This window comes from Streptomyces sp. A01, assembly GCF_059026195.1.
Genome location: NZ_JBWLKN010000020.1, coordinates 36,069 through 62,886 on the forward strand (window position 1 = coordinate 36,069; position 26,818 = coordinate 62,886).

The 26,818-nt window shown below is 71.3% G+C and carries 18 protein-coding genes, 1 tRNA gene and 3 pseudogenes; 12 read left to right on the forward strand and 10 right to left on the reverse strand.

Features of this window, described 5'->3' with window-relative positions:
• The first annotated feature begins 330 nt into the window (after positions 1 to 330).
• Both AC5P1B_RS24930 and AC5P1B_RS24935 read left to right on the forward strand, forming a co-directional pair.
• The gene (locus AC5P1B_RS24930; protein WP_493889828.1) at positions 331 to 1,734 is read left to right on the forward strand and encodes an NAD(P)/FAD-dependent oxidoreductase; all 1,404 of its coding nucleotides are present in this window, start codon (positions 331 to 333) and stop codon (positions 1,732 to 1,734) included.
• A 410-nt stretch (positions 1,735 to 2,144) separates the two neighbouring features.
• Positions 2,145 to 3,506, forward strand: a complete 1,362-nt coding sequence (locus AC5P1B_RS24935; RefSeq protein WP_493889830.1) for a class I SAM-dependent methyltransferase — start codon at positions 2,145 to 2,147, stop codon at positions 3,504 to 3,506.
• Between the two features lie 147 nt (positions 3,507 to 3,653).
• Here AC5P1B_RS24935 and AC5P1B_RS24940 read toward each other — a convergent pair whose 3' ends face one another.
• Positions 3,654 to 6,185, reverse strand: coding sequence for an ABC transporter permease (locus AC5P1B_RS24940; protein ID WP_493889832.1), 2,532 nt, complete (start codon positions 6,183 to 6,185; stop codon positions 3,654 to 3,656).
• Positions 6,186 to 6,239: 54 nt separating this feature from the next.
• Entirely contained in the window at positions 6,240 to 7,010 is a 771-nt protein-coding gene (locus tag AC5P1B_RS24945; protein ID WP_493889833.1) for an ABC transporter ATP-binding protein, read from the reverse strand.
• A 641-nt stretch (positions 7,011 to 7,651) separates the two neighbouring features.
• Between AC5P1B_RS24945 and AC5P1B_RS24950 the strand changes: the two genes are divergently transcribed.
• Positions 7,652 to 7,736: transfer RNA gene (locus AC5P1B_RS24950), tRNA-Leu, on the forward strand.
• A 314-nt stretch (positions 7,737 to 8,050) separates the two neighbouring features.
• On the opposite strand, the gene AC5P1B_RS24955 is transcribed toward AC5P1B_RS24950, so the two are convergent.
• On the reverse strand, positions 8,051 to 8,842 hold the full coding sequence (locus AC5P1B_RS24955) for an SAM-dependent methyltransferase (RefSeq protein WP_493889835.1): 792 nt from the start codon (positions 8,840 to 8,842) through the stop codon (positions 8,051 to 8,053).
• Positions 8,843 to 9,027: 185 nt separating this feature from the next.
• Positions 9,028 to 9,999 (reverse strand): zinc-binding dehydrogenase, encoded by a 972-nt coding sequence (locus AC5P1B_RS24960; RefSeq protein ID WP_493889836.1) that lies wholly within the window; start codon positions 9,997 to 9,999, stop codon positions 9,028 to 9,030.
• A 302-nt stretch (positions 10,000 to 10,301) separates the two neighbouring features.
• On the opposite strand from AC5P1B_RS24960, the gene AC5P1B_RS24965 reads away from it, so the two are divergent.
• From AC5P1B_RS24965 to AC5P1B_RS24975, 3 genes are all read left to right on the forward strand, one after another.
• A complete protein-coding gene (locus tag AC5P1B_RS24965; RefSeq protein ID WP_493889838.1) occupies positions 10,302 to 10,910 on the forward strand; it encodes a carbonic anhydrase in 609 nt (202 codons plus the stop codon).
• 191 nt (positions 10,911 to 11,101) lie between these two features.
• A complete protein-coding gene (locus AC5P1B_RS24970) occupies positions 11,102 to 12,628 on the forward strand; it encodes a SulP family inorganic anion transporter (RefSeq protein ID WP_493889839.1) in 1,527 nt (508 codons plus the stop codon).
• Between the two features lie 387 nt (positions 12,629 to 13,015).
• Entirely contained in the window at positions 13,016 to 13,903 is an 888-nt protein-coding gene (locus AC5P1B_RS24975; protein WP_493889840.1) for a Bax inhibitor-1/YccA family protein, read from the forward strand.
• Between the two features lie 176 nt (positions 13,904 to 14,079).
• On the opposite strand, the gene AC5P1B_RS24980 is transcribed toward AC5P1B_RS24975, so the two are convergent.
• Positions 14,080 to 14,310, reverse strand: coding sequence for a DUF4287 domain-containing protein (locus AC5P1B_RS24980; protein ID WP_493889935.1), 231 nt, complete (start codon positions 14,308 to 14,310; stop codon positions 14,080 to 14,082).
• Between the two features lie 122 nt (positions 14,311 to 14,432).
• On the opposite strand from AC5P1B_RS24980, the pseudogene AC5P1B_RS24985 reads away from it, so the two are divergent.
• Positions 14,433 to 14,744 (forward strand): annotated as a pseudogene (locus tag AC5P1B_RS24985) (hypothetical protein); the annotation flags it as partial.
• Between the two features lie 460 nt (positions 14,745 to 15,204).
• Here the strand turns inward: AC5P1B_RS24985 and AC5P1B_RS24990 are convergent.
• The 4 genes and pseudogenes from AC5P1B_RS24990 to AC5P1B_RS25005 all read right to left on the reverse strand — a co-directional run.
• Complete coding sequence (locus AC5P1B_RS24990; RefSeq protein ID WP_493889841.1) at positions 15,205 to 16,113, reverse strand: hypothetical protein; 909 nt, start codon at positions 16,111 to 16,113, stop codon at positions 15,205 to 15,207.
• 677 nt (positions 16,114 to 16,790) lie between these two features.
• Complete coding sequence (locus AC5P1B_RS24995) at positions 16,791 to 18,011, reverse strand: acetyl-CoA C-acetyltransferase (protein WP_493889842.1); 1,221 nt, start codon at positions 18,009 to 18,011, stop codon at positions 16,791 to 16,793.
• Positions 18,012 to 18,526: 515 nt separating this feature from the next.
• Positions 18,527 to 19,210 (reverse strand): annotated as a pseudogene (locus AC5P1B_RS25000) (SGNH/GDSL hydrolase family protein); the annotation flags it as partial.
• 303 nt (positions 19,211 to 19,513) lie between these two features.
• Positions 19,514 to 19,915 (reverse strand): annotated as a pseudogene (locus AC5P1B_RS25005) (SGNH/GDSL hydrolase family protein); the annotation flags it as partial.
• 426 nt (positions 19,916 to 20,341) lie between these two features.
• Between AC5P1B_RS25005 and AC5P1B_RS25010 the strand changes: the two are divergent.
• The 4 genes from AC5P1B_RS25010 (at position 20,342) to AC5P1B_RS25025 (ending at position 24,349) form a co-directional block, all read left to right on the forward strand.
• Positions 20,342 to 21,733 carry a cystathionine beta-synthase gene (locus AC5P1B_RS25010; RefSeq protein ID WP_493889843.1) on the forward strand — a complete coding sequence of 464 codons (1,392 nt, stop codon included), beginning with the start codon at positions 20,342 to 20,344 and terminating at the stop codon, positions 21,731 to 21,733.
• Positions 21,734 to 22,322: 589 nt separating this feature from the next.
• Positions 22,323 to 23,108 carry a helix-turn-helix domain-containing protein gene (locus AC5P1B_RS25015; protein WP_493889936.1) on the forward strand — a complete coding sequence of 262 codons (786 nt, stop codon included), beginning with the start codon at positions 22,323 to 22,325 and terminating at the stop codon, positions 23,106 to 23,108.
• Complete coding sequence (locus tag AC5P1B_RS25020) at positions 23,105 to 23,359, forward strand: DUF397 domain-containing protein (RefSeq protein WP_493889844.1); 255 nt, start codon at positions 23,105 to 23,107, stop codon at positions 23,357 to 23,359. The genes AC5P1B_RS25015 and AC5P1B_RS25020 overlap by 4 nt, the downstream gene beginning before the upstream one ends.
• A 72-nt stretch (positions 23,360 to 23,431) precedes the next feature.
• Positions 23,432 to 24,349: a LysR family transcriptional regulator gene (locus AC5P1B_RS25025; RefSeq protein ID WP_493889845.1), complete on the forward strand. Its 918-nt coding sequence runs from the start codon at positions 23,432 to 23,434 to the stop codon at positions 24,347 to 24,349.
• Positions 24,350 to 24,520: 171 nt separating this feature from the next.
• Here AC5P1B_RS25025 and AC5P1B_RS25030 read toward each other — a convergent pair whose 3' ends face one another.
• Positions 24,521 to 24,955: a hypothetical protein gene (locus AC5P1B_RS25030; protein ID WP_493889847.1), complete on the reverse strand. Its 435-nt coding sequence runs from the start codon at positions 24,953 to 24,955 to the stop codon at positions 24,521 to 24,523.
• Between the two features lie 293 nt (positions 24,956 to 25,248).
• Between AC5P1B_RS25030 and AC5P1B_RS25035 the strand changes: the two genes are divergently transcribed.
• Positions 25,249 to 26,676: an AMP-binding protein gene (locus tag AC5P1B_RS25035; RefSeq protein ID WP_493889849.1), complete on the forward strand. Its 1,428-nt coding sequence runs from the start codon at positions 25,249 to 25,251 to the stop codon at positions 26,674 to 26,676.
• Positions 26,677 to 26,818: the final 142 nt, after the last annotated feature.

Below are 26,818 nucleotides of genomic sequence, written 5' to 3' on the forward strand. Positions count from 1 at the left end.
GAAATCCTTCACATGAAAAAGAGCCTGGTGGTCGCGTGCCGGGACCGTTTGGGCCCGTTTCCCCGCCCTGGTGCCGCCGTCGGCCCTGGGTTGGGAGGTTTCGGCGGAGTTAAGGACGAGATACAGACCGCTGGACAGACCCCTTGGTCTACTCGCGGGTAGCATGGCAAGCCCTGATCAGCAGGGGTGAGGAACGGCCCGCGCGGACCCTTGGTTCCCCTGTCCGGGTATGGCGTGGATCACGAGGGCGGCGGAGTGTAGCAGATCCCGTCACAGTGCTTGTGAAGGGGCTCACGAGCAACCCCCCTTTGGGTGCTGGATACTCGAAACATGAGCACCACGGAGCGTCCCCGAATCCTCGTTGTAGGCGGTGGGTACGTAGGTCTGTACGCGGCACGCCGCATCCTCAAGAAGATGCGGTACGGCGAGGCGACCGTCACGGTCGTCGACCCGCGCTCGTACATGACGTACCAGCCGTTCCTTCCCGAAGCAGCTGCCGGCAGCATCTCCCCGCGCCACGTCGTGGTCCCGCTGCGGCGCGTGCTCCCCAAGGCTGAGGTCCTCACCGGCCGCGTCACGACCATCGACCAGGACCGCAAGGTCGCCACCGTCGCGCCGCTCGTCGGCGAGGCGTACGAGCTGCCTTTCGACTACCTGGTGATCGCGCTCGGCGCCGTCTCGCGGACCTTCCCGATCCCGGGCCTGGCCGAGAACGGCATCGGGATGAAGGGCGTCGAAGAGGCCATCGGGCTGCGCAACCACGTGCTGGAGCAGCTGGACAAGGCCGACTCGACGACCGACGAGAACATCCGCCGCAAGGCGCTGACATTCGTGTTCGTCGGCGGTGGCTTCGCGGGTGCGGAGACCGTCGGCGAGGTCGAGGACATGGCGAGGGACGCCTCCAAGTACTACCCCAACGTCAAGCGCGAGGACATGCGCTTCATCCTGGTCGACGTCGCGGACAAGATCCTCCCCGAGGTCGGCCCGAAGCTCGGCACCTGGGGCAAGGAGCACCTGGAAGGCCGCGGCGTCGAGGTCTACCTCAAGACCGGCATGGACTCCTGTGTCGACGGTCACGTCGTGCTGAACAACGGCCTTGAGGTCGACGCCAGCACCATCGTGTGGACGGCGGGCGTCAAGCCCAACCCCGCGCTGGCCCGCTACGGCCTCCCGCTCGGCCCCCGCGGCCACGTGGACACCGCCACCACGCTCCAGGTGCAGGGCGTCGACTACATCTGGTCGGCAGGTGACAACGCCCAGATCCCCGACCTCGTGGGCCGTGCCGCCGGGAACGAGAACGCCTGGTGCCCGCCGAACGCGCAGCACGCGCTGCGGCAGGCGAAGGTCCTCGGCGACAACGTCATCTCGGGCATGCGGGGCTTCCCGCAGCGCGAGTACAAGCACGCCAACAAGGGTGCGGTGGCCGGCCTCGGCCTCCACAAGGGCGTCGCGATGATCGTCGTGGGCAAGGTGAAGATCAAGCTCAAGGGCCGTCTCGCCTGGTACATGCACCGCGGTTACCACGGCATGGCCATGCCGACCTTCAACCGCAAGATCCGCGTCTTCGCCGACTGGACGCTGGGCATGTTCCTCAAGCGCGAGGTCGTCTCCCTCGGCGCCATCGAGAACCCCCGCGAGGAGTTCTACGAGGCCGCCGCCCCGGTCTCCGCCGGTGCCTCGGCGAAGCCCGCGGAAGCCAAGGCCGACAAGGGCGGGGCCAAGGCCAAGGCGTAAGCGGCACCGGTGCGCGCGGCACGCCGCCGCGCGCACCGGTCCGCGGCCGACCGCGCACAGCGGCGGCTCGTACAACCTGGCGCGCTCCGCGCACTGAGGGCGTCCACCAATCCGTGGGGTGGGCGCCCTCAGCCATGCCCGCCCCCGGCCGCCGCCTCAGGCCTGTGGCCGCCGCCTCAGGCCCGCGGGCGCGCCACCGCTCCTACGCCCCCTCGCCCGCGCCGTGGAGCACACGAGGGGCGCGTGCCGCCCGCCAGCGCCTTCTCGCACCGCAGCACCCACCAGGATGACTTTGCCGATTCCAGACAAGTGATTGGGACTGTCATGAGGCTGGACGGTGTTTACGTGGTGAGTGAATCTTCCTCGGACTCACCATCGCGACTCACCGCGTCTCCCTGGAGGTGTGCGACATGTCCGACGCCGCTGGACGGCTCTCCGCACTCGCTGAGGCGGTAACGGGGTCACCTCTCCCCATCCGTGTCCGCGCCTGGGACGGCAGCGAAGCCGGACCTCCGCACGCGACAGGGAGCTGGGCCGGAGCGGGCGGCCAGCCCCCGTCGCAGGCCCCGCCGACGCTCGTCGTACGCGATCGGCGCGCCATCCGCCGCCTCCTGTGGAAGCCCGGCGAGCTCGGCCTCGCCCGCGCCTGGGTGGCCGGTGACCTCGACGTGGAGGGCGACCTCTACGCCGCGCTCGACCTGCTCGCCGGACTCTTCTGGGAGCGCGGCACCCCCGGCAAGCCGCAGTCCGCCCTCGTCAGGGCGCTGCGCGCCGTCCGCGACCCGGAACTACGCTCCGCCGCCCGCGAACTGGCCATGCTCGGCGGCCCCTGGCCGCCGCCCGCACCGCCCGCCGAAGAGGCGCGCTTCCGGCGCGGCCCCCTGCACACGCTCCACCGCGACAAGGAAGCCATCAGCCACCACTACGACGTGAGCAACGGCTTCTACGAACTCGTCCTCGGCCCGTCGATGGTCTACTCGTGCGCCTACTGGGACAGCCCCGACTCGACGCTGGACGACGCCCAGCGCGCCAAGCTCGATCTGGTCTGCCGCAAGCTGGGGCTGCGCCCCGGCCAGCGGCTGCTGGACGTCGGCTGCGGCTGGGGCTCGATGGCGCTGCACGCGGCGCGCGAGTACGGCGTACACGTCGTCGGCATCACCCTGTCCCAGGAGCAGGCCGAGTTCGCCCGTAAGCGCGTCGCCGAGGCCGGGCTCACCGACCGGATCGACATCAGGGTGCAGGACTACCGCCGCGTCGCCGACGGTCCGTACGACGCGATCTCCTCCATCGGCATGGCCGAACACGTCGGCTCCGCCGGCTACGCCGAGTACGCCGGTCTGCTGCACGGGCTGCTGAGGCCGGGCGGCCGGCTGCTCAACCACCAGATCGCCCGCCGCCCCGAGCCCGACGAGGACGCCTACCAGATCGACGAGTTCATCGACCGGTACGTCTTCCCCGACGGCGAACTCGCCCCGGTGGGCAGGACGGTGAGCCAGCTGGAGGACGCCGGGTTCGAGGTGCGCGACGTGGAGGCGATCCGCGAGCACTACGCGCTGACGCTGCGCCGCTGGGTGGCGAACCTGGAGCAGCACTGGACGGAGGCGGTGCGGCACACCTCGGTCGGCCGGGCCCGGGTCTGGCGGCTCTACATGGCCGCCTGCGCGCTGTCCTTCGAAAGCAACCGGATCGGCGTCAACCAGGTCCTCGCCGTCCGCACCCCGGAGTCCGGCGAGTCGGGCCTGCCGCTGCGCACGCGGGAGTGGCCGGCCTGAGCGGGGCGGGCACGGGATCGCCGCCGACCAGCGGCCGACGCCCGGCGCGACGGTGAAGGGGCCCCGGGCCCGCGGTGGTGACCGCGGGCCCGGGGCCCCTTCGTGACGCGTCGTCCCAGACGCCCGGCGAACCGCTCCGGCGCTCCGCTACTCCGCCTTGATGGCGTCCAGCATGTTCAGCTTCGCCGCCCGGCGGGCGGGCCACAGCGCGGCCAGCACACCGACCACGGCGGCCAGGCCGAGGAAGATGCCCATCCGGCCCCAGGGCACGACCAGTTCGTACGTGGTCAGGCTGGAACCGATCAGCTCACCGGCCGCCCAGCCGAAGAAGACACCCAGGCCGATCCCGAGCACCCCGCCGAAGAGCGAGATGACCAGCGACTCCAGCCGCACCATCCGCTTGATGCCCTTGCGGTCGAGGCCGATGGCCCGCAGCATGCCGATCTCCTGCGACCGTTCGAAGACGGACATCGCGAGGGTGTTCACGACACCGAGCACCGCGACGATCACGGCCATCGCCAGCAGCCCGTACAGCATGTTCAGCATCAGGCTGATCAGCTTGGCTATGTCGTTGGAGACATCGTCCATGTCCTGCACCTTGACGGCCGGGTTGTCGCCGAGGGCCTTCTCCAGCGACTCCTTCGCCTCGTCGGACACGCCGTCCTTGGTCTTCAGCATCACCTGGAAGTCGGTGATGTCGTCCTGGTGCGGGGTGAGCGTGGCGTTGTCGAGCATGACGCCGTTGATCATCATGTTGCCGTCGTAGACGCCCGACACCGCGAGGCGGCTCTTCTTGCCGTCCTCGAACGTCGTGGTGAACGTCGAGCCGACCTTCCAGCCGCGGTCCTTGGCCATGTCGTCGTCCACGACGACCTTGTTGCCGCCGAGCCCGGCGAACGAGCCCTCCTTGAAGTCCAGCCGCGTCAGCTTGCCGATGGTCTTGCCGTTGACGCCGACCAGCTCTTCCTTCTCGCCGCCGATCCGGGCGGGCGACATGCGCAGCGGGCTGCTGTCGGTGACCTCGTCGAGGTTCTCCAGCGTCTTGCCGACATCGGGGGAGAGCGGGGTCATGCTGGCCATGCTGACGACGTAGTCGGCTGTCAGGGAGTCCGTGGCCATCTTGTCGATCGCCTTCTGGACACCGCCGGCGATCACGGTCAGACCGGTGATGAGGGTGAGGCCGATCATCAGCGCGGAAGCGGTGGCCGCCGTACGGCGCGGGTTGCGCACCGCGTTCTGCCGGGCGAGCTTGCCGGGCATTCCGAAGACGCGCAGCACCGGGGCCGCGGCGGCGATGAGCGGCCGGGACAGCAGCGGGGTCAGGACGAAGACACCGATCAGCAGCAGACCGGCGCCGAGGCCCATCGGGGCGTTGCCGTCGTCCATGCCGGTCGCCGCCAGCACCAGGGCGACGCCCACACCGGCGAAGATCGCGCCGATGGTGTTGCGGACGACCAGGCCACGGGTGGTCGGCGGGGCGTGCACACTGCCCATCGCCGCGACCGGCGGGATCTTCGCCGCACGGCGGCCGGGCAGCCAGGCGGCGAGCACGGTGACGACGACGCCGACGAAGAGGGAGATGCCGACCGTGCTCGGCGTGACGACCAGCGGGCCGTCCGGGACGGTGGCCCCCGTGGAGTTCAGCAGCGAGCGGAGCCCGGCGCCGATGCCGACGCCGGCGAGCAGGCCGGTGGCGGCGGCGATGACGCCGACGAGGGTCGCCTCGAAGAGCACGGAGCGGGTCACCTGGCGGCGGCTGGCGCCGACCGCGCGCATCAGCGCCAGCTCCTTGGTGCGCTGGGCGACGAGCATGGTGAAGGTGTTGGCGATGATGAAGATGCCGACGAAGAGCGCGATCCCGGCGAAGGCAAGCATGCCGGTCCGCATGCCGCTCATCTGGCTCTTGATGTCCTCGGCCTGGTCGTCGGCGAGCTTCTCGCCGGTGGTCGCCTCGGCCTGCTTCGGCAGCATCTTGTCGGCCTGCGCCTTCAGCGCGGCCTGCGAGGTGCCGGGCTTGGCCTTCAGCTCGATGCCGGTGTACTGGCCGGGCTCGGCGTACAGCTTCTGTGCGGTGGCCGTGTCGAACAGCGCGAGGCTGCCACCCGCGGCGACGTTGCCGTCATCGGTGGTGAAGATGCCGACGACCTTCTGCTTCAGCACCGGCCCGTCGACGGACACCTTGATCGGGTCGCCGACCTCGTAGCCCGCGCGCTCGGCGGTCTTCTTGTCGAGCGCGACCTCCTTCGCGTTGGCGGGGGCGCGGCCTTCCTTCATCGGATAGCGCGCGTCCTGCCCGTCCTTGCCCGGGAAGTAGTTGCCGCCGTTGGAGGCGAAGCCGTCGCCGACGAGCTTGCCGTCCTCGTCGGGGATGGCGGCGAAGCCGTTGAGCGTGCCGGTGACCGAAGCCGCTCCGGGGAGCTTCTTCGCGTCGTCGAGCAGCGCCTGGCTCAGCTTGGGGGCGGCGCCGGGCTTCTCCTTGGCGTCGTCGGAGTTGTCAGGCTCTATCGCGACGTCGACGTTGGTGAACCCCTTCTCGGAGCTCTTCTGGTACGCGTCGGAGATGGTCGAGGTGAAGACCAGAGTGCCGGAGACGAATGCGACGCCGAGGAGAACGGCGAGGACGGTCATCAGCAGTCTGGCCTTGTGCGCGAGCACGTTGCGCAAGGCGGTACGGAACATGGGTCTGTCAGTCCTGGGGAAGTGGGCCGGTGGTCATCGAGCGGCTGCCGGAGCTCAGCTGGTCCGGCCCTTGGCGTCGAAGCGCTTCATACGGTCGAGAACGGTGTCCGCCGTGGGCTCGTACAGCTCGTCCACGATCTGGCCGTCCGCGAGGAAGACGACGCGGTCCGCGTACGCGGCGGCCACCGGGTCGTGGGTGACCATCACGACGGTCTGGCCGAGCTCGCGTACGGAGTTGCGCAGGAAGCCGAGCACCTCGGCGCCCGACCGGGAGTCGAGGTTTCCGGTCGGCTCGTCCGCGAACATGATCTCGGGGCGGCCCGCCAGCGCGCGCGCCACGGCGACGCGCTGCTGCTGGCCGCCGGAGAGCTGGTTCGGCCGGTGCTTGAGCCGCCCGGACAGGCCGACGGTCTCGACGACCATGTCGAGCCACTGCTTGTCGGGCTTGCGGCCCGCGATGTCCATCGGCAGCGTGATGTTCTCCAGCGCGTTGAGTGTCGGCAGCAGGTTGAACGCCTGGAAGATGAAGCCGATCTTGTCGCGGCGCAGCTGGGTGAGCTTCTTGTCCTTCAGCGACGTCAGCTCCACGTCACCGATGCGGGCCGAGCCACCGGAGACCGAGTCGAGCCCCGCCATGCAGTGCATGAGCGTCGACTTCCCGGAGCCGGAGGGGCCCATGATCGCGGTGAACTCAGCCTGCCGGAAGTCGACGGTGACCCCGCCGAGGGCGACCACCTGGGTCTCGCCCTGTCCGTAGACCTTGCTGAGATCGGTGGCGCGGGCTGCCACCGCGGTGCTGCGGGTGGCGGTGGTGGGGGTGGTCACTGTCGAACTCCTGTCGGTGCGGTGCCTGGGGACGGTTCCATCCTTCCGGGCGAACTGCCCCGGACCATCAGCCCCTGCTCCCGTTCCTGGGGGAGACTCGCGAGGTACACCGTGCGTGCCGTGTCCTCCTTGGGGAGGAGGGCGACCCCGAGAGAGCAGGAGGCGAGGACGTCCGGGCGGCGGCGTACGGACGTCCTCGGCACCCGGGCACCAGAGCGGCCGACCTCCGGCCGGAGCGTGACCGGACCAAGATCAGACCGCGGCCGGACCGCGGCCGGACCACGAGTCCGCGCCAGCGGAATGACCCACTCCGGAACCACCTCCGGGAAGCGGCCGGAACCGGCGGGAAGAGCGGCCGCCGATCCCCTTCACGGCGGAGCGGCGGCGAACGGCCCACACGCTGCGTCGAGATTTCGTCAATTCAGCGTAACCGGCCCTATGTGCCATGCGAGCAGCGTTGATGGGCCATTGGCATGTGCCACAGGCATAGCCACCCTGCTGATGCACCCTCAGTTGCCCATAAAATAAGACAACGGCGATCAGCCGTTCAGCCGTCCGTGGAGCGTTCCCCGGCTAGGCTCGTCCTGCTCTCCTCTGGGGGACGGGCCGTACACCGTACGTGCGGCGATGGGAGCGCCCCTGCCCGGATGGTGGAATGCAGACACGGCGAGCTTAAACCTCGCTGGCCTACGGGCCGTGCCGGTTCAAGTCCGGCTCCGGGCACCACCGCGCTCAGGGCGTCTGACCTGCGCAATCGGCGAGCATCCGCCGTGCTTCCTCCGCGTCGTGTGCGCGGCGCGTGCGCACCGTCCTCTCATCTCGCCGCATGGCGTACGCGCGGAAGCGCGAAGGCCCCAAGGGCAACGTAACCGGCTACCGCGTGCGGTGGCCCCCAGGGGGCGCGAATTACACCAAGACGGGGTCGGCGGCCTTCGGTGACGACGCGTCAGCCGGGGCCTCGGGAGAGGCCGCGGACGGTGGGGAAACCCCCGTCCGCGACCGGAACCCGGCGCGGACAGCGCCTGCCAGTAGTACGGGTGTCAGGACCGGGGTTTGACGGCGACCAGGCCCCACTGGTCCACCGGCTCGGGGGTCGGGCCGGGTTCGGGGTGCCAGTGACTGATCGGGACCAGCCCCGGCGGCAGGATGTCCAATCCTTGTGCGCAGGCGGTGATCTGCTCGGGGTCGCGGACCCAGTAGGGCGGGGTGTCGCCGCTGGCGTACGCCTCTTGTGCCTGGAGGGTCTGCGGGGTGCGGATGGTGTCGCACGTCACGAGATGGCTGCCGACCGCGAGCTGAGCGAGGTAGCGCCGCATGAGGGCGCTCGCCTCGTCGGCGGGGAAATGCCCCAGGGTGGAGAGGGCGAGGAGAACCACCGGGCGGTCGAGGTCGAGCGTGCCGGCGGCTTCGGTGAGCACGGTGTCCGCGTCGCGCAGATCAGCGTCGATGTAGTTGGTGGCCCCCTCGGGGGCGCTGGTGAGGAGCGCGCGGGCGTGGGCGAGCACGATGGGGTCGTTGTCGACGTAGACGACCCGCGCACGGGGGATGACCTCCTGGGCGCTGCGGTGCGTGGGCATCGCGGTCGGCAGCCCCGTGCCCAGATCCAGGAATTGGTCGATGCCCTGGCCGGCCAGGTAGCGCACCGCGCGGTCCTGGAACGCGCGCGAGGCGCGGGCCAGCTCCTGGGCCTGGGGGTACTGCTCTACGACCTGCCGCCCCAACTCCTCGTCGGCGGGGTAGTGGTCCTTGCCGCCGAGCCAGTAGTTCCACACACGGGCGCTGTGGGGGAGATCGGGGCGTAGGTCGAGCTCAGGGGGTGGGCCGTCGGTCATCACGTGCTCCTAGCGGGGAGAAGGGGTCTGCGGTGGCGGTGCGATGCCGGCGCTGGCGTCCATGGCGTCCGTGGCTTCCTGATACGCCCTCACCAGCTCGGGTTCAGTGGTCCTCGTCGTACGCGGGCCCCGCAGGATCAGCCGATCCTCCGCGTGGGACCCGCGTCCGCCACACCATCACACCGTCACGCCGTCAGAACCACCTTCCCCTCCGTTTCGCGGGCCTCCAGGGCCGCGTGCGCTTCGGCGGCCCGGTGGAGGGGGAACCGGGTGACCGGCGGGATCAGCCGGCCTTCCGCCGCCGCGGCCAGTGCCCGGGTCGTCAGGTTCTGCCAGCCGTCGGCGGAGAGCATGTGCGGGCCGATCGCCCAGGTGGCTGTCAGCTGGCGTTCGATGAGGTCCCGGGTGCTGATCTCGGTGGGCTCGCCCGAGGCCCAGCCGTACAGCAGGAAGCGCCCGCCGGGGCCGAGGAGTTCCAGGGCCTGGCGGCCGGAGGGGCCGCCGACACCGTCCAGGACGACGCTCACCGGGCGGTCGGCCACCGCGTCGCGGACGTGGGCGGGCCAGTCGGGGTCACGGTAGTCCACGGCGATGTCGGCGCCGAGGGCGCGGACACGGGCCACCTTCGCCGGGCCTCCGGCCACGCCGACGACGAGGGCACCGGCCTGCCGGGCGGCCTGGACGAAGATGCTGCCCAGCCCCCCGGCGGCCGACATCACCAGGACGGTGTCGGCGGGGGAGAGTTGGGCCAGGGCGAGCACGCCCTGTGCGGCGGCTCCGGTGGTGACCACCGCTACGGCGGTGCTGTCGTCCACGTGCTCGGGGATGAGGTGCAGCGCGTCAACGGTGGCGATCGCCTGCTCTGCGTACCCCCCGTCCGCCACTTGCGCCACGACCCGGCGGCCCAGCCATTCCCCGCCGACTCCGGGGCCCACCGCCCCCACGACCCCGGCGACCTCACCGCCGGGGGTGTGCGGCAGTTCCGGTGGCTGATGCGGACCGACGCCGACACCCCGGCGGAGCGTGGTCTCGACCAGATGGACGCCGCTCACCCGCACATCGATCCGCACCTGCCCCTCGGCCGGGACCGGGTCGGCGACCTTCTCGTAACTGAGGTTCTCGGCGGGGCCGAAGGCGTGCAGCCGTATCGCGTGCATCTGTGACGCTCCTGAAGTCGGGCCACCAGCGTGTGTGGTGTGCGTGATGACCACGGTCGGACATGAACCGCACTTGAGGTCAAGGCCGTGATCCGCCGCCCGGTGCCGCGCCGGACGGATTTTCAGGTCATCTTCAGGATCACTGCGCGAGGGTGTGCCGCAGGCGCTCACCGAGCGCTCCCCGGTGGCCGGGTCCTCCCGCCGCCGGGCCCCGCCGTCGCCACGTCAACGTTGATGAAGCGGCCGGACCCCTGACCCGACCACACCACGCGCCCACCACGGCGAGTAAGAGGCAGGCCACCATGCAGCAACTCATCGCGCACGCCCGTTCCTTCGAGAGCCACTGCGCGGAGCGCGGTGAGGACTTCCGCAGGCTCGGGGACGGGCAGGCGCCAGAGGTCCTCTTCATCACGTGTTCCGACTCGCGCGTCGTGCCCTCGCTGATCACCGGAGCGGGCCTCGGCGACCTCTTCGAGCTGCGCACCGCGGGCAACATCGTCCCCGAGTACCGCCACGGGCACCCCGCGGGTGAGACAGCGACGATCGAATACGCCGTGCGTGTCCTGGGCGTACGGCACATCGTCGTCTGCGGACACTCCCACTGCGGGGCGGTCGGCGCCGTGTTCCGCGACGACGACCTGCGCGCCGTTCCCGCCGTACGGGACTGGCTCCACACCACCGTCTCGCAGCGGCTGCGCGGCAGGCGGCCGGGCGCGGCCGGTGCCTCGCCGGACCTCACCGACGCCATCCAGCGGCACGCGCTCGCCCAGCTGGCGCGGCTGCGGTCCTACCCCTGCGTACGCGAAGGGGTCGCGGACGGCCGGCTTTCCCTGACCGCGTGGTTCTACGAGGTCCACACCGGGGCCGTACGCGCGCACTGCCCGGAGACGGACACCTTCCAGCCGCTGTAGTAGGGGCGTTCACGCGCCCCCTGCGCTCGGCCTCGCCGCCCGGACGGGTGACCCCCGCGCCCGCCGCTCCCGCGCGGCTCCGTCCTCTTCCCTCCGTCCCCCTTCCCGGCGCCCTCCACCGTCCCCGTGCCCGGCGGCGTCCCTCGCCGTGCGCGCATCCGCTCACCGCTTCCGGAGGAATCGCAGATTCCATGTTCTCCACACGGTTGTCCAGCCTCAGTCCCACCACCGTCCGGCGCGATGTCCTCGCCTCGCTCGTCGTCTTCCTCGTCGCCGTCCCGCTGTGTGTCGGCGTCGCCGTCGCCTCGGGCGTACCAGCCGAACTCGGGCTGATCACCGGCATCGTCGGCGGGCTCGTCGTCGGCTGTCTGCCCGGCAGCTCCCTCCAGGTCAGCGGGCCCGCGGCGGGCCTCACCGTCCTGGTGCACGAGGCCGTGCAGCAGTACGGGCTCGCGTCCCTGGGGGCCATCGTCCTGGCCGCCGGTGTGCTCCAGCTCGTACTCGGCGCGCTGCGCTGCGGGCGCTGGTTCCGCGCGATCTCCGTCGCCGTCGTCCAGGGCATGCTCGCGGGCATCGGCCTGATCCTCATGCTCGGCCAGGTCTACGCCATGGCCGACGCCGACCAGCCCGACAGCGGCCTCGGCAAGATCGCCGGGCTGCCCGGGCTCGCCGCCCACGTCGCGGGCAGCAGCGGGGCCCGTGCGGCGTTCGCGGTGGGCCTCGGCACGCTGGCCGTCCTCGTGCTGTGGAAGCGGCTGCCCGAGAAGGTGCGGATGGTGCCGGGCCCGCTCGTGGCCATCGCCGCCGCCACCCTCGCGACAGCGGTCTTCGGGCTGCCCCTCGGCAAGGTGGAGGTGCACGGCCTGCTGGCGTCGATCCAGCCGCCCGGCGCCGGTGACCTCGGCGGTCTCGCTCAGCTGTCCGTGATCGGCACGGTGCTCGCCTTCACCCTGATCGCGTCGGCGGAGAGCCTGTTCAGCGCCGCGGCGGTCGACCGCATGACCGACGGGGCCCGTACGGACTACGACAAGGAGCTGATGGCCCAGGGGGCGGGCAACGCCGTCTGCGGCGTCCTTGGCGCACTGCCGATGACCGCGGTGATCGTCCGCAGCGCGGCCAACGTCCAAGCCGGTGCCCGCACCAAGCTCTCCCGCATCCTGCACGGCGCCTGGCTCCTGCTGTTCGCCGCCCTCTTCCCCGCCGCCCTCGGCGTCGTCCCGCTCGCCGCGCTCGCCGCCGTCCTGGTGCACGCCGGGGCGAAGCTCGTGCCCGTGCGGCAGCTGCTCCCGCTGTGGCGGGAGCACCGGGGCGAGGCCGTGATCCTCGGGGTGACGGCGGTCGCCATCGCCGTGGCCAACATGTTCGAGGGCGTACTCCTCGGGCTGCTGCTCGCCGTTGTCAAGACGGCCTGGGAGACGTCCAAGGTCCAGGTCGAGGTGACCGAGCTGACCGGCGGCCGGATGATCGCCGCCATCAGCGGAAACGCCACCTTCCTCCAGCTGCCCAAGATCCTCGACGCGCTGGAGGCACTGCCTCAGGACAAGCCCGTCGAGCTGGACCTGACCGGACTGCGCCACCTTGACCACGCCTGCCGCACCGCGCTGGACGCCTGGTCCGCCCGGCACAACGGCGTCAGCCGGACGGAGACCCCGGCACCGCGGCTCGCCGGGGCGGGCAGCGGCCGGGCCGCGGCCGGGCCCACTGGGCCGACCGCGTGAACGAGGGCCCCACGGGTACTCCGCCACTCCGCAGGACACACGGATCACCTGACCGGGCGCGGCCGGTACAGCGGATGTACGCGGCGCAAAGGCCGGGCCCAGCGGCCGGACCGGAGGCATGTGCGCAGGTCACGCCGTTGAGACCGGGGGAAGAGCAGGGCGCGGGACGGTGGGGAGGGAGGTTCCGTGAATGATTCGGCCAGGCTCCGGACGCGGCCGGGTGCCTCGCGCGTACGCTGCGTAAGGGCGACGTCGCCCACGGTCCAGCAGAGGGCCATGTACCGGCCACGAAGGGGAGAAAAGATCCTCCTTCGGCACTAGGGTGATTGTTTTGCTTACCCATTACCCTTGACTCAAGGTCGCGCAGGGCGGCCATGGAGGAGTGAGATGAGGAGCAGCAACCCGGTCTTCTCGCGACGGGGCTTCAGCCGCGACAACGCCTATGCGGGCTTCAACACGCCGCCGCAGGCCGGGGGCCCCACCGCAACCCAGGGCAACCCGTACGCCGCTGGCGCGCAGCCTGCCAACCCGTACGCCCCGGGCGCGCAGGACCTGACCCCCGAGCAGCTGCAGCAGCTCTACGGTGGGGGCCCGGCGGCCCCGCCGCAGGCCGGCCGTATGACGATGGACGACGTCGTCATGCGCTGTGCCATGACGCTCGGCACCGTCGTCGTGGGGGCCATCGTCGCCTGGGCGGCACTGCCGGTCTCCAGTAAGAGCTACGGCATCGCCATCGGCGCCGCGCTGATCGCGATGGTGCTCGGCTTGACCCAGGCCTTCAAGCGCACCGCCGTCCCGGCCCTGATCATCGGTTACGCCGCGTTCGAGGGTGTCTTCCTCGGCGTCATCAGCGAGATGTTCAACTCCCGCTGGTCCGGTATCCCGATGCAAGCCGTGCTCGGCACGATGGCCGTCTTCTTCGGTGTGCTGATCGCCTACAAGACACGGCTGGTCCGCGTCGACGCGCGCTTCCAGCGCTTCGTGCTCGCCGCGGCCATCGGCTTCGTGCTGCTGATGGCGGTCAACCTGCTGTTCGCCGCCTTCGGTGGCGGCGACGGTCTCGGCTTCCGCAGTGGTCCGCTCGGCATCGTGTTCGGCATCGTCGGTGTCGTCCTTGGTGCCGCCTTCCTGGCCATGGACTTCAAGCAGGTTGAGGACGGTGTCCGCTACGGCGCTCCGCGCGAGGAGTCGTGGCTGGCCGCGTTCGGCCTGACGCTGACGCTCGTGTGGATCTACCTGGAGCTGCTGCGGCTGATCGCCATCTTCAGGGACTGACCCCGGGGATGGCCGCCGTGCGCGGCCATCCCGCCCGGGCAGCGTCGGCGGACGAGGCCCACAGCAACCCGCCGCAGGGCCCCGGAGGATCATCTCCGGGGCCCTGCGTTGTTGCTGTCCGGCGCGGACCCTGCCGCGCGTTGTTGTCCGACGTGGAGACTGCCGTGCGTTGCCCGCTACAAGAGCTTGCGCGCCGCGCGCCGCAGATCGTATTCGTGGACGATCGCCTTGGCGTGTCCATAGGCGAGCTTGTGCTCGCCGCGTAGCCAGTTGACCTTCTCCTCGAAACGGAAGAGGGCGGGGCCTTCATCCACCGTGCGCAGCCAGTCGGCGACTTCACGGCCGGTGCAGTGGGGGATTCGGGAGAGCAGGTTCCGGTGGGTCTCTTCGGAGAAGACTTGGGACATCGGCGCCTCCGGCGTGTCCTGTCGCTGTACCACTTGTTCGTGGCCAAGGGGGTCCTTCACCTCACCGTGCCTGAGGCTTTGGTCGTTGGCAACAGCCTGTGGGTGGCGCATAGAGTCGCGATGTGAATGACGTGACCGCTCTTCTGGCCGCCGTAGACCGACTTTCCGACCGGCTGCGCGCCTTGCCGCAGTCGCGCCTGAGGCAGGGTGCGGCGGTCGAAGGGCTGGCGCTTGCACGCGAGTTGGCGGCCCGCGCGCAGCGTGTCGAAGAGCCTGGACGTACCCCGCGGACGATGCCCGACGTGGGGCTTTTCGCGGTCGCTGACCAGGTCGCCGTCGCCGGACACGATCTGGCCCACGCGCTGGCGGGCGGCACGCCGTCCGCCGCCGCCGACGACCGTGGCGACGCCGTGGACGCGGAGCGGGCAGCGGGCAGCGGGCGGGACGCCGGACCGGACGGTGGTCCCGACGACGGGCCGGAGCGGGTGGCGGAGGCCGGAACGGAACGGGAAGCGGACGTCGATACGGGGCCGAAAACGGACGGTGTGCGGGATGTCCGTGCGGGAGGGTCCGCAGCCGGGCCTACGGGGAGGCACGCGTCGGAGGCGCAGGAGGCGGCCGCGCTCGTCGAGGCGGTACGGGCTCGCTGCGGCCTCTGAGCGGTGGCGCGAGCCTCCCGGCGGACGGGGCCGAGCCGGGCGGCTGGGCAGGCGGTTCGGCCCGGTGCTCGGGGCCTCTCGGGCGGGGGACGGCCGGTGCGATGAGACGAACGCGGCACGCCCCGGCGTTGAGCCCGGGGCGTGCCGTAGGTGCGGGGGTCCGGACGTCCGTGGGAAACGGCCGGAGCGCCGTGCGCGCCGCCTGCCGTGAGTGGGCGGCGCGGTGGCGGGGCGGTCAGAGTGAGGCGATGACCCGGTCGGCGAGCACGTAGACGTTCTCCTCGCCGTAGCCGAAGGTCAGGGCGTACGCGCCGGAGACGCCGGAACCGCCGAGCAGCACCGGGACGCTCCCGTCGCGCAGCGCCTGCGCGAGCTGGTCGGCGGTCTCGCGGTGGCCCGGGGTCATGCAGACCGTGGTCCCGTCGGCGAACACATAGACGTCGAGGGTGCCGAGGGGGCCGGGGCGCACATCGGCCAGCGGCGTACAGGCGTCGGCCAGCTCACCGAGGAGGGCGACGGTGCGCTCGTGGTCGATGATCGCCGGGGGCTGCGCGGCGGCGTGCGAGGGATGCGAGGGATGGCGGCGGCGTGCGGCGGCCAGCTCGGGCGACTCGGTGACGTCCGGCTCACCGGCCAGGTCGAGCGCGGGGTCAAGGGCCGGGTCGAGCATCGGGTCGAGCGCCGGATCGAGGGCCGCTTCGAGCGCGGCGTCCAGCAGCTCGGAGTCGATCAGCGGCTCCAGACCGGCGAAGTCGGACTGGCGGGGCACATAGGGCGTCGTGTCGAGCGTGGGCTCGTCGCCGAGCCCGGTCAGGCCGCCGAGCAGGGTCGGAGTGTCGGCCGCGTTGGCCGAGTCGCGAGCTTCCTGGGCCGCCCAGAAGGCGCGGGCCTCGGCCAGTTCCCGCTCGCGCTCCTCGGCGAGCGCGTCGGCGACAGCTGCGCGTATCTCGGCGGCGGGGGTCTGGCGCGCGGCTGGCACGCCCACCGAGCCGGACGCCTCAGCGGCGACGGTGGTGGCGGTCACGACCTCGGCGCGCAGGGCGGCGATCTGGCGGCGCAACCCGCGAGCGGTGTGCAGGGCCGCGGCACCCACGGCCGTGGCGATGCCCGCGGCCAGCAGGACGGCTAGGGACGTAGCGCTCACTGACAGACTCCCGGTTGCTATTGATCCCCCGAATTCCTATCTCAGCTTGGCGTGTGCCGCAGACTCTTGTCAGTGCAAAACGTCACCAAATGAGTGGGTATAAAGGCCCGGACGTTTTGTACCGGACGTCCCTGACCTGCACGATCGGCGCTCCCTCGGGACGTTGGTCACATCCTGGGGGAGATTCGGTCACGGCCCGGTGGGCTCGCCCGCCCCTCGCGCACCACGATAGAGGGCGCGGGGGCGTCGCGGAACTAGCTGGCGAGCGCGGCCAGTCCGGCTGGTGGGCTGCCGGAGACCTGGTGAAGGCCCGCAGGGGACTGCGTAGCGGCTGGTGGGAGGCGAGGCTGCTGGAGGTCGTACGGGGGCCGCTGGAGCTCGCCCTGAAGTCCGCAGGCCTGGCTGGAGCCTTCCGTGGCCGGGTGCAGAGCGCGACGCCCGGCGCTCGTTACGCCCCGCGCGCCCGGCGTTCGCGGGAACGCCGGGCGCGCGCTGGCACGTTGAGCGCGGCACACTCTGGGCGATGCGCCGGTGACCGCCCGTACGGCACGGCGTCCGTGCCGTGGGGGGCTCAGCACACGCGGCAGTCGCGCCAGGGGGGCCGTGCGGGCGGGTCGTTCCGGCGGCCGGGCCAGTGGCCGTGTCGTGGACAGGCCGGGCCCGGCCGCCGTGCCGGGTCAGCTCAGGCGCTCGATGACCATCGCCATGCCCTGGCCGCCACCGACGCACATGGTCTCCAGAGCGAACTGCTTGTCGTGGAACTGGAGAGAGTTGATCAGCGTGCCGGTGATGCGGGCGCCGGTCATGCCGAAGGGGTGACCCACGGCGATGGCACCGCCGTTGACGTTGAGCCGGTCCAGGTCGATGCCGAGGTCGCGGTACGACGGGATGACCTGCGCGGCGAACGCCTCGTTGATCTCGACCAGGTCGATGTCACCGATCGACAGACCGGCCCGCTTCAGCGCCTGCTTGGACGCCTCGACCGGCCCGTAACCCATGATCTCGGGGGACAGGCCGGAGACACCGGTGGACACGATCCTGGCGAGCGGCGTGAGGCCCAGCTCCCTGGCCTTGGTGTCGGACATGATCACGAGGGCGGCGGCGCCGTCGTTGAGCGCGCAGCAGTTGCCCGCGGTGATCAGGCCGTCGGGGCGGAAGACCGGCTTGAGGCCCTGGACGGCCTCCAGCGTCACGCCCGCGCGCGGGCCGTCGTCCTTGCTGACGACCGTGCCGTCCGGGGTGGTGACCGGGGTGATCTCCCGCTCCCAGAAGCCGTTCTTGATGGCCTGTTCGGCCAGGTTCTGGGACCGGACGCCGAACTCGTCCATGTCCTGGCGGGTGACGCCCTTGAGCCGGGCCAGATTCTCGGCGGTCTGCCCCATCGCGATGTACGGGTCGGGCAGCAGGTCGTCCTCGCGCGGGTCGTGCCAGCCCTCGCCGCCCTGCTCGGCGCGCGCGGCGGTGCGGGCCTCGGCGTCCTCGAACAGCGGGTTGTGGGTGCCGGGCATGCCGTCGGAGGTGCCGTTGACGCTGCGGGACACCATCTCGACACCGGCCGAGATGAAGACGTCGCCCTCGCCCGCCTTGATGGCGTGCAGCGCCATCCGCGAGGTCTGGAGGGACGACGAGCAGTACCGGGTGACGGTGCAGCCCGGCAGGTGGTCCATGCCCATCTGGACGGCGACGATCCGGCCCAGGTTGTGGCCCTGCTCACCACCGGGCAGACCACAGCCGAGCATCAGGTCGTCGATGTCGCGTGGGTCGAGCTCGGGCACCTTGGCGAGCGCGGCGCCCACGATCTCGGCCGTCAGGTCGTCCGGGCGGACGTCCTTCAGCGAGCCCTTGAAGGCGCGGCCGATGGGGGAGCGGGCGGCTGAGACGATCACGGCTTCGGGCATCACGGCTCCATGGGGCGAAAGAAGGCAGGACTGAGGTGGAAGTTACCCGGACGTACCCCCTGGGTCACGGGCCGCGCGCTGTGATGCGGAACTCTTTTCTAAGCGCTTGCTCAGCGGCTGGGTGCCGCGCCACGCCAGGGCGGGCGCGCCCGCGCGTGCCCTGGAACGCCGCGGTTGTGCCACGGACGGGCCAGGGGGTGGGCCCAGCCCGTCTCCCGGTGGTCGCAGGCGCTCCCCGGCGGGCCTCAGTCGTCGCTGGCACCCCGATCGACTCGCCCGCGTCCAGAGGGCGCCCTGGACGGGCACGGGAGGGCCACGGGCGGAGTACGGGCGGAGTACGGGCGGGCCCAGCCGCAGGCGACCGCGTAGGGCGAAGCGGGCGCGCGGTGGAGCGGACCGCGGTGGAGCGGGCGCGGGGCGAAGCGGGCGCGCGGTGAAAGCGGCAAGGCCGCGACGCGGCTCGGGACCCCGCGTCGGCCTCGGATGATGCTCGCGGCTTACGGTCCCGGCCGCTGTCAGCTCGCTGCCGTACGGGGCGACGGCTCCGCCGATTCCGGGTCGGCGGGCAGCCGACGGCGTCGGCGGCGCAGCAGCTGGGCCCAGGGCCCCCGGGCCGCGGCGACCTCCGTGCCGCCCTCGGACGCCGCCTCGGCCGCCGCCTGGGCGACGGGCAGGAAACCCTCGCGGCGTGACGCGTCGGGCCGCTCCTCCTCCGGCCACAGGCCGAGCGCCGCGCACAGCGTGGGCAGCATGGCCATCGCGGCCGTCACATAGCCCTCGGCGGACGGGTGGTAGTTGTCGGGGCCGAACAGCTCCGTGGGGTGGGCGGCGAATTCGGGGCCGAGGAGATCACCGAGCGAGACGGTGCGCCCGTTCTGCTCGACCACCGCGATCGTCTGCGCTGCGGCGAGCTGGCGGCTCAGCCGCCGGGCGACCCAGCGCAGCGGCTGGTAGACGGGCTCGATGGTGCCGAGGTCGGGGCAGGTCCCGACGACGACCTCGCAGCCTGTCGCGCGTAGCGTGCGTATGGCGTCGGTCATCAGCCTGACGGACTTGGCGGGCGGCATCCGGTGCGTGACGTCATTGGCGCCGATCATGATCACAACGACGTCCGGGACCCAGCGGGGTCCCACGTCGGCCTCGGCCAGATCCGGCCCGGCGGAGCCGGTGTGACCACCGGAGAGGGCGAAGCTGCCGAGGCGGCGTAGGCCATCGGGATCACCGGGATTTCCGGGACTGGCGAGATCAGCGGGATTCCCAGAGCTGACAGGACCGCGGGAGCCCACGGGATCACAGGGGCTGAGGGGACTGGCAGGGCCGAGGGGGCTAACAGGGCTAACAGGGCTGATGAGGTTGCCGGGGCCGGTGTGTGGGCTCCCCCCAGGCGGTGTCGGCAGCGTCGTCACGCCGGACAGCTCACCCGGTCCGCCCAGGCCCATCAGTGGGCCCGACGCCGACTCGGCCCCCGATGACTCCGGCCCGGCCGCCGCGCTGTGCGGCGGTGGGTAGCCCAGCAGCATCGCGACCTGGCGGTCCAGGTCGTCGGACTGGGCGCCGGGCTGTGCCACATTGCGCAGCTCCACCGGGCACTCGGCCACGGCGGCGAGCCCCGACGCCAGCAGCGCGCCCGGTGTCTGATGAGCGTGCTGGACGCCCTGGCCCGCCGCCGTCGAATCGCCGAGAAGGCCAAGGCGCAGTGGGCGGGCGGCCGGGTCGCGGTCGAAAGCCATGCCGTACCGGCCGTCGGCGTTCGGCGGCTGGTCATCCGACCCGCCTACGACCCGTCTCGCCAGCCGTACCTCGGTGAGCAGCAGCCCGACGGCCGCTCCGCCCAGCAATCCGATCCCGCCACCCCCGTAGGCCGCGGCGGCAGCGATCCGCCGCGCTACCCGCGCTCTCGACATTGACATGGGCCCGACTCACCTCCTGTGTGCGTTCCCCGTGGCGTGTCGTGGGCGAGCTGGGCGCCCTGACCTGGCCGACCGGGTTCCTTCATAGCTGTCATAGCTGTGTTGCCCCGTCGGGGGCGCGCCGCAACGCGCCGGTCGGGGGGCACGCCGCGGGCGAACGCCGTGCACGGCCCGTTCGCCCGCCGGCCACGGCGCGGCCGCCTGCCCGCGCGCCCTCGACGTGGCACTTCGCCCGGCGCGGGGCGGCACCGCCCTGATGGGCTAGTGCTCGCCACCGGGTTACCCCCGGTTGCCCGCGGCGGGGCGATCCGCGTTATCCACAGGAGGGCCGCTTGTGGGCCGTGGCGCAATAGGCTTGCTGACGGGCCCGCGCTGGCGGACACCCTTGACCGCGGAGATCCCGCCGAATCTGGAGTAGGCGTGCAGTATTACGAATCGATGATTGAGCTCGTCGGCAACACCCCGCTGGTGAAGCTCAACAGCGTGACCGAGGGCATCCAGGCGACCGTCCTGGCCAAGGTCGAGTACTTCAACCCCGGTGGTTCGGTGAAAGACCGGATCGCCGTGCGGATGATCGAGGCCGCGGAACGCTCCGGGAAGCTCCAGCCTGGCGGCACGATTGTCGAGCCGACCTCCGGCAACACCGGCGTCGGACTCGCGATGGTCGCGCAGCGCAAGGGCTACAAGTGCATCTTCGTCTGCCCGGACAAGGTGTCCACGGACAAGATCAACGTGCTGCGCGCGTACGGCGCCGAGGTCGTGGTCTGCCCGACCGCGGTCGACCCCGAGCACCCCGACTCGTACTACAACGTCTCCGACCGTCTGGTGCGCGAGACGCCCGGCGCGTGGAAGCCCGACCAGTACAGCAACCCGGACAACCCGCGCTCGCACTACGAGTCGACCGGCCCCGAGCTGTGGGAGCAGACCGAGGGCCGCATCACGCACTTCGTGACGGGCGTCGGCACCGGCGGGACCATCAGCGGCACCGGCCGTTACCTGAAGGACGCGAGCGAGGGCCGGGTCCGGGTCGTCGGGGCCGACCCGGAGGGCTCGGTGTACTCGGGCGGCTCCGGGCGCCCGTATCTGATCGAGGGCGTCGGCGAGGACTTCTGGCCTTCGGCGTACGACAGGTCCGTCGCCGACGAGATCGTCGCCGTCTCCGACAAGGACGCCTTCCAGATGACGCGCCGCCTCGCCAAGGAGGAGGGCCTGCTCGTCGGCGGCTCCTGCGGGATGGCCGTGGTCGCGGCGCTGCGCGTCGCGGAGCCGCTGGGCCCGGACGACGTGGTGGTCGTGCTGCTGCCGGACAGCGGCCGCGGCTACCTGTCGAAGATCTTCAACGACGAGTGGATGGCGGACTACGGCTTCCTGGAGGAGGCAGGTCCCGCCGTGCGCGTAGGCGACGTCCTCAGCGGCAAGGAGGGCGGGCTGCCGACGCTGGTGCACATGCACCCCGAGGAGACCGTCGGCGAGGCGATCGACGTCCTGCGTGAGTACGGCGTCTCGCAGATGCCCATCGTCAAGCCGGGCGCCGGGCACCCCGATGTGATGGCCGCCGAGGTCATCGGCTCGGTCGTCGAACGCGAGCTGCTCGACGCGCTGTTCGCCCAGCGTGCGGCGCTGAGCGACCCGCTGGAGAAGCACATGAGCCCGCCGCTGCCGCATGTCGGCTCCGGAGAGCCGGTCGCCGACCTGATGGCCGTCCTCGGCGGAGCGGACGCGGCCATCGTGCTCGTGGAGGGCAAGCCGAAGGGTGTGGTGAGCCGTCAGGACCTCCTCGCCTACCTCGCGAAGAACGCCAACAAGGCGTAAGGAAAAGCCGGGTGGGGACCGCATTCGCGTAAGCGGTACGTATGCGTCACGCTCCGGCAGCACGCATTTAACACAGGTCCGGCACATTGGTGGGTGTCGGCAAGGACGACACCGACACCCGAGTACGGCGACACGGACCTCCGGAGCGGCTCCCGGACCTCCATGGTCGCCAGGACGCGGAGAGACCGGCCTTGGCCGGGCCCGCGTCCCCGCGGGGACCGTCGTCGTCCCGCCCTCGGTGGCGACACCGGGGTGCGGCGGTCCCCGCTACGCCTCACCGGATGGCCCGCGACCTCCTGGTCGCGGGCCATCCGCAGTCGGCGGCCCCGGTCTCCCGGGTGATCCGGCGGGTGCGCTCGCGTCCCCATGGGGGGCTCGCAGCAGCTGACGGGCACGGCCGACGCTGCGGCGGTGGCGGGTGAGCCGCCATTCAACGACATGCGGTGGTGGGGGAGTTCCGTCGTTCATGGCGCAAACTCTGCTGGCGCGAACCTACTCTTGCAGAGTAACGGTGTGGGTACGCAGCGTAGACGTACCCACCGGGTACCGAAGGGTGGGCGCGGTGACGGACGGAACTGCTCAGCTGCCGATGGCGTGGCGGTACTGCGGCAATCAGATCAAGCTGTGGCGTACGCAGGCAAGCGTGAGCCGCGAGGAGCTGGGCAAGCAGGCGGGCTACGAGGTCGAGACCGTCAAGTCGATGGAACAGGGGCGCCGCCGCCCGACCCTGCGACTGCTGGAGATCGCGGACGAGGTGTGCGGGGCGAAGGGGCTGCTGCTGGCGGCGCAAGGATATTTGCAGCCTCAGAAGTTCGCTTCGTACTCGCAGGATTACATGCGGTACGAGGCTGAGGCGATCGTTGTCAGCTGGTACGAGTCGCAACTGACTCCCGGACTGCTTCAGACCGAGGAGTACGCGAGCCAGCTAATCGGCGACCACTGGCCACCGCTGGACGACGAGACCATTGTGGAGCGAGTCGCAGGACGGATGGCGCGGCAGTCCCTCCTAGACAAGCAGACAAAGTCGTTCAATTTCGTCATTCAGGAATCCGCACTTCGGCATCAGCTTGGAAGTCGGGAGGCGCATGAGAGGCAGCTGCTGCATCTCCTTGCTCTGAGCGGGCGGCGCAACGTGAATATTCAGGTGATGCCTGAAGGCCGGGGCGCCCATCCGGGGCTTCTCGGCCCATTTGTCTTGTTGGAGACACCGGAGCACGGGCATCTCGCCTACGAGGAAGGCCAAACCACAGGCGTGCTGTACGCGGACCCAGAGAAGGTGAGCATCGTTTCGCAACGTCATGCCATGATCCTCCGAAAGGCTCTCAGTCCTGAAGAGTCCGCGCGGTTCATCGGCGAGTTGGCGGAGGAACTATGAGCACCGAGTTGGCGTGGTTTAAGTCCAGCTACAGCAACTCTGAGGGCGGTGCCTGCGTCGAGGTAGCCGTCACCTGGCACAAGTCCAGCTACAGCGATGACCAGGGCGGGGCCTGCGTCGAGGTCGCCGCCTGCCCCCACACCGTCCACGTCCGTGACTCCAAGGACAAGTCCGGCCCGCAGTTGGCGTTCTCGGCTGCCGCGTGGGCGTCGTTCGTGTCGTTCGCGCGGGAGCTCCCCACCGAGGTGTGAGTTCCGGCCCCGGGGCTCGGCCAGGGCCCCCGGAGAGTGCACGCGGTTCATCGGCGAGTTGGCGGAGGAACGATGAGCACCGAGCCGGCGTGGTTCAATCTCGACAGACTCCGGGCGCTGCATCTGGTCGCCACCCATGGCTCCGTCGCCGCGGCGGCCGCCATCCTGCACGTGACGCCCTCCGGGGTCAGTCAGCAACTGGCGAAGCTGGAACGCGAGACCGGGCATCCGCTGCTGGAGCCCGACGGGCGCGGCGTGCGGCTCACCCCGGCCGGGGAAGTGCTGGCCGGTCACGCCGGAAGCATCCTCGACGGCATCGCCACGGCGCGCGCCGACCTCGACGCGCTGGGCTCCGCCGTCGCGGGACCGCTGCGGATCGGGTCCTTCTCGACGGCGATCTCGACCTTCCTGACTCCCACGCTGCTGACGTTGCGAGACGAGCATCCACGCGTACGCACCACGGTGCACGCGGGCGAGGCCGACGATCTATTGCCCGCCGTGCGCAAGGGCGAACTGGACCTGGCGATCGTGGAGAGCTGGGAAGGGTTCCCCACGGTGTTCCCGCCCGGGCTGACATCCGTGGAGCTGCTGTCGGATGTCGCCGACGTGGCGTTGTCCGTACGGCATCCACTGGCGCACCTGGACACCGTGGACCTGGCCGAGCTGGCGGACACGCACTGGGCTTCCTGGACCGGCGACGGAGTCTGTCACCAGTTCCTCGTACAGGCGCTCCGCCAGCGGGGCTTCGAGCCGAAGATCAGCTGTTACGTCGCCGGGTACCCGGCGCAGCTGGTCCTGGTGTCCGCCGGGCTGGTGGCCGCGCTGGTGCCCCGGCTGGGGCGGGGGCCGCTGCCCGAGGGCGTGTGCGCGCTCGCCACGCGACCCGTCCTGCGGCGGAAGGTGCTGGTGGTGCACCGGGCCGGGGACGCGGCCCGGCCGGTGGTCGTCGCCGGGCTGGCGGCCTTGAGGCAGGCGGTCGCCGAACTGTGACGGGCGGGGGCGAGCCGCGTCTGCCACTGCCCCCAGCGCAGGAGGCCCCGTCAGGGGCGCGGGGAACTGCGCGACCAACCACGAAGCACCCGCAATCCGCGACGCACGGACAGGGACCCCGCCCCAGCATGGCCCGGCCGGGCTCCGGCACGGTCCGGCCGGACACGGCACCTAGTCCCAGTCGCTCTGCGACTTCTTGTCACGGCGCAGGAAGGCGAAGCCGCCGAGCGAGTGCACCGCGTTCACGCCGAAAATGCCGCCCCAGGCGACGAGCAGGCCGGCCAGGCCCTCGTGGGCCGCGCCGATCGCCGACAGCGGGATGGCCAGCACCAGCGATACCGCCACGAACCCGAAGCGCTCTCCGAGGCCGATCCCGGTGGCGTGCGCGGGATTCCCCGCCCCCTGCGGGCGCACCCCCCGCGCCGCCGACATCTGCTGCTCGGCCAACTGCCGCCGGACATGCCGGTCGGCGGTGTCGTTGAACCGCTGTTCGACCTTCTCAAGGAAGGAATCGACCAGCTCTGACTCGTACTCCGGCCCCAGCTCCTTACGGGTCTGGAGGGTCGCGTCGAGTTCCTTCTTCAGCTCAGGGTCGCGGGCGTCCATGGTGCATACGCTACGGGTAAGGGGGCGGGGTGTAAGTAGGGACAACCCCCCTATCGGAACGGGGGGCCAGCCCCCTGACCTGCCCTTGATCCGACCGCTGACCTCGGGCGACCCGACCCGGCCCCCGCCGGCGCGGTGGCCCGGGGGGTCCAAGACGCCCCGGGCCGGGCTGTGTTCACCCGGCCGCATAGGGTGCTTGACCCGGTGGGTAACGTCACTGACAGCCATCACACGGTGTTGATGACCCATGGACGAGGGCGCGTCTCGCGACCTTGAAGGAGAGGAATCCGCTGGTGAGCAAGCCCCTGTTGTCGGCCCTCGCAGGCTCGGCCGATGACCGCCCAGACGCGCTGTCCATCGCCGGGCGTCCCTGTTCCCGTGAACAGCTCATGGCCGCCGCGGGTGCGGTGGCGGCCCGCGTCGCCGGGGCGCCGGTGGTCGCCGTGCGGGCGGAACCGACGCTGGAGACAGTGGTCGCCGTGGTCGGCGGACTGCTCGCCGGGGTGCCGGTGGTGCCCGTACCGCCGGACTCCGGGCCCGCGGAACGCGACCACATCCTGCGGGACTCGGGCGCGGCACTGCTGCTGACGGGACCGGACGGACCGGGAGCAGAACCGGGCGAGGCCGGAGGGCCGGGGAGCACGGGCGCTGGCGCGCCGGTCGAGATCCTGCGTGTCGACGCCGATGAGCGTGCCGAGTGGAGCAAGCCCGAGCCGGACGGCGCGGCGACCGCGTTCATCCTCTACACCTCGGGGACGACCGGCGCGCCCAAGGGCGCGCTGATCTCGCGGCGCGCCGTCGCCGCCGACCTCGACGCGCTGGCCGACGCCTGGGCCTGGACGCCGGAGGACACCCTCGCCCACGGGCTGCCGCTGTTCCATGTGCACGGCCTGGTGCTCGGCGTCCTGGGCGCCCTGCGGGTGGGAAGCCGCCTGGTGCACACGGGACGGCCCAAGCCGGAGGCGTACGCGGCGGCCGGCGGCAGCCTGTACTTCGGCGTGCCCACCGTCTGGAGCCGCGTCGCCCAGGACCACACGGCGGCCCGCGCGCTGCGCGGCGCGCGGCTGCTCGTCTCCGGAAGCGCGGCGCTGCCCACCCCGGTCTTCCGCAAGCTGGAGGAGCTGACCGGGCACCGGCCCGCCGAGCGGTACGGCATGACCGAGACCCTGATCACCGTGGCCGCACGGGCGGACGGCGACCGGCGTCCCGGATGTGTCGGCGTCCCGCTGCCCGGCGTGCGGACCCGTGTGGTCGCTGAGGCCGGAGCGGAGATCGGCGAGCTGGAGGTGTCGGGGCCGACCCTGTTCGACGGCTATCTGAACCTCCCGGAGGCGACAGCCGAGTCGTACGCGCCTGACGGCTGGTTCCGTACGGGCGACATCGCCGCCATCGACCCGGACGGCACCCACCGCATCGTCGGCCGCGCCTCCACCGACATGATCAAATCCGGTGGCTACCGCATCGGCGCGGGCGAGGTGGAGAACGCGCTCCTGGACCACCCGGCCGTGCGGGAGGCCGCCGTCGTCGGTGCGCCACATGACGATCTCGGGCAGGAGATCGTGGCGTACGTGGTGGCTGACGGAGTGAGCGAACGCGAGCTGATCGACTTCGTGGCGGGCCGGCTCTCCGCCCACAAGCGGCCCCGCAAGGTCCGTTTTCTGGAGGCGCTGCCGCGCAACGCGATGGGCAAGCCCCAGAAGCGGCTGCTGCCCCCGGCGTAACGCACCGCGGGGAGCACCCGCCCCGTCCTCCCACCCCGGCCGTCCGCCGCCCGCCCCGCTGGGGCGGGCTGGGCGGCTGGGGTGGTGGTGACCCGCCCGGGGCGTGAGATCTTGCCCCCGCTGCATATATTCATGCAGAGTC

What these genes read in the sequence shown, in the direction of transcription:
- AC5P1B_RS24930 (WP_493889828.1), top strand. Translation starts at nt 331, where the DNA reads ATGAGCACCACGGAGCGTCCCCGAATCCTCGTTGTAGGCGGTGGGTAC.
- AC5P1B_RS24935 (WP_493889830.1), top strand. Translation starts at nt 2,145, where the DNA reads ATGTCCGACGCCGCTGGACGGCTCTCCGCACTCGCTGAGGCGGTAACG.
- AC5P1B_RS24940 (WP_493889832.1), bottom strand. Translation starts at nt 6,185, where the DNA reads ATGTTCCGTACCGCCTTGCGCAACGTGCTCGCGCACAAGGCCAGACTG.
- AC5P1B_RS24955 (WP_493889835.1), bottom strand. Translation starts at nt 8,842, where the DNA reads ATGACCGACGGCCCACCCCCTGAGCTCGACCTACGCCCCGATCTCCCC.
- AC5P1B_RS24960 (WP_493889836.1), bottom strand. Translation starts at nt 9,999, where the DNA reads ATGCACGCGATACGGCTGCACGCCTTCGGCCCCGCCGAGAACCTCAGT.
- AC5P1B_RS24965 (WP_493889838.1), top strand. Translation starts at nt 10,302, where the DNA reads ATGCAGCAACTCATCGCGCACGCCCGTTCCTTCGAGAGCCACTGCGCG.
- AC5P1B_RS24970 (WP_493889839.1), top strand. Translation starts at nt 11,102, where the DNA reads ATGTTCTCCACACGGTTGTCCAGCCTCAGTCCCACCACCGTCCGGCGC.
- AC5P1B_RS24975 (WP_493889840.1), top strand. Translation starts at nt 13,016, where the DNA reads ATGAGGAGCAGCAACCCGGTCTTCTCGCGACGGGGCTTCAGCCGCGAC.
- AC5P1B_RS24980 (WP_493889935.1), bottom strand. Translation starts at nt 14,310, where the DNA reads ATGTCCCAAGTCTTCTCCGAAGAGACCCACCGGAACCTGCTCTCCCGA.
- AC5P1B_RS24995 (WP_493889842.1), bottom strand. Translation starts at nt 18,011, where the DNA reads ATGCCCGAAGCCGTGATCGTCTCAGCCGCCCGCTCCCCCATCGGCCGC.
- AC5P1B_RS25015 (WP_493889936.1), top strand. Translation starts at nt 22,323, where the DNA reads ATGGCGTGGCGGTACTGCGGCAATCAGATCAAGCTGTGGCGTACGCAG.
- AC5P1B_RS25020 (WP_493889844.1), top strand. Translation starts at nt 23,105, where the DNA reads ATGAGCACCGAGTTGGCGTGGTTTAAGTCCAGCTACAGCAACTCTGAG.
- AC5P1B_RS25025 (WP_493889845.1), top strand. Translation starts at nt 23,432, where the DNA reads ATGAGCACCGAGCCGGCGTGGTTCAATCTCGACAGACTCCGGGCGCTG.
- AC5P1B_RS25030 (WP_493889847.1), bottom strand. Translation starts at nt 24,955, where the DNA reads ATGGACGCCCGCGACCCTGAGCTGAAGAAGGAACTCGACGCGACCCTC.